This is a genomic window from Sulfurovum sp. bin170 (assembly GCF_010892395.1).
Classification (GTDB): domain Bacteria; phylum Campylobacterota; class Campylobacteria; order Campylobacterales; family Sulfurovaceae; genus UBA1140.
In genome coordinates, this window is sequence record NZ_JAACKB010000168.1 from 1 (window position 1) to 1623 (window position 1623).

Consider the following 1623-nt stretch of genomic DNA (forward strand, 5'->3'; position numbering starts at 1 on the left):
AACAAAGAAGGCAGGTGTCATGTTAGATGCGCTAGAGGTAAATATAAGCTTTAAATTTTATAGCAATAGTTGATGTGATATACTTATAATAATTATAGATTATATTATTAATAAATGGATAATAGATGCAAAAAGAGAGTTGTGATATATTAGTGATTGGTGCTGGACCTGCTGGTGGAGTCTGTGCTTCTATTGCAAAGATTAGTAACCCAGATAAAAAAATAGTTGTTTTAAGAGAACATGAACAACAACTCGTTCCTTGTTCAATCCCCTATGTTTTTGGAAATACATTAGGAACTGTTGAAAATGGCTTAGCCCCTTGTGGACTCCCTGCAAATATGGATATAGACTCTAAGGTTGCAACTGTTAGTGACATAGATATTAAAAATAAAGTTGCTTACTATAACGACAGTGAAATCTCATTTGATAAACTTGTTTTTGCTACAGGTTCTATTCCTTTTGTACATGAATCACTACAACACTCTTTAGATTTAGAGGGAGTGTTTACAATCGCTAAAAACGTAGAATTAATTAAAAAACTAAAAGATTACTCCAATGAGAAGCAAAATATTATAGTTGTAGGAAGTGGTTTTATCGGTATTGAAATAGCTATGGAGTTTGCAGGTGTTGGAAAGAATGTAACTGTAGTTGGTGGGAGTGAATTTATACTAAATAGAGCTTTTGATTCTGATATAGCCCAAGAAGCTCAGAAAATTGTGACAGATGCAGGTGTTAAGTATATTGGTTCAGATAGAGTAGTTGAGATTGTTGATAAAAATGGTGATAATATTGTCAATGGTGTAAAACTAAAAAGTGGAAGAGTTGTTGATGCAGATGTTGTTATCCTGGCAACTGGATATAAACCAAATACACAATTAGCAGATAAAGTTGGAATATCTTTAGGGCATTATGGTGGAATCTGGGTTGATGATTATATGAGAACAGAGAATCTAGATATATTTGCGGTTGGTGATTGTACTGCTAGAAGAGGTTTTATATCTAAGGCTCCATCAAAAGTTATGCTGGCTTCAACTTCAGCAGCAGAAGCAAGAGTTGCAGGAAGTTCTATATATGGTATAAAATATCTAAAAGGTATGAGTGGAACTATCTCAATCTTTTCAACAAAAATAGGTGATACTGTTTTCGCATCAGCAGGTGTTACGGCTGATAAAGCAGAAGTTAAAACAAATACTACAATGATAATCGGTTCATTTAAAGGGATAAATCGTCATCCTGCTAAAATGCCAGGAACTCGTGAGCAATATGTGAAGCTTATAGTATCAAGATATAGTGGTCAAGTTCTAGGTGGTCAAGTTATTGGTGGTGATGAGGTTGGTGAGATTATAAACTTAATCGGGCATATAATTGAATCTGGAAAAAGTGTATACAGTGTTATGTCAATGCAGGTGGCAACACAACCTATGCTTACGGGAGCTCCAACAAACTATCCGTTAATTATGGCAGCAATTATGGCTATAAAAGAGATGGAAAGTTAAATATTTTTATAGATATCCTCAATACTCTTAGTATCGGGGTTTTCTATATAGTAAGTGTTTAAAAGCTGATTTAATCTGTTTTTATTAAATCTCCAATATCTTTGAGAATCAAAATCTTCACTCGATT

1 protein-coding gene is annotated in these 1623 nt (G+C 33.8%); it reads left to right on the top strand.

Translation table 11 applies throughout. The annotated features are described in order from the left end of the window. Positions 1-125 precede the first annotated feature (125 nt). Positions 126-1496, top strand: coding sequence for an NAD(P)/FAD-dependent oxidoreductase (locus GSY74_RS03925; protein WP_164663801.1), 1371 nt, complete (start codon positions 126-128; stop codon positions 1494-1496). The last annotated feature ends 127 nt before the right edge of the window (positions 1497-1623 follow it).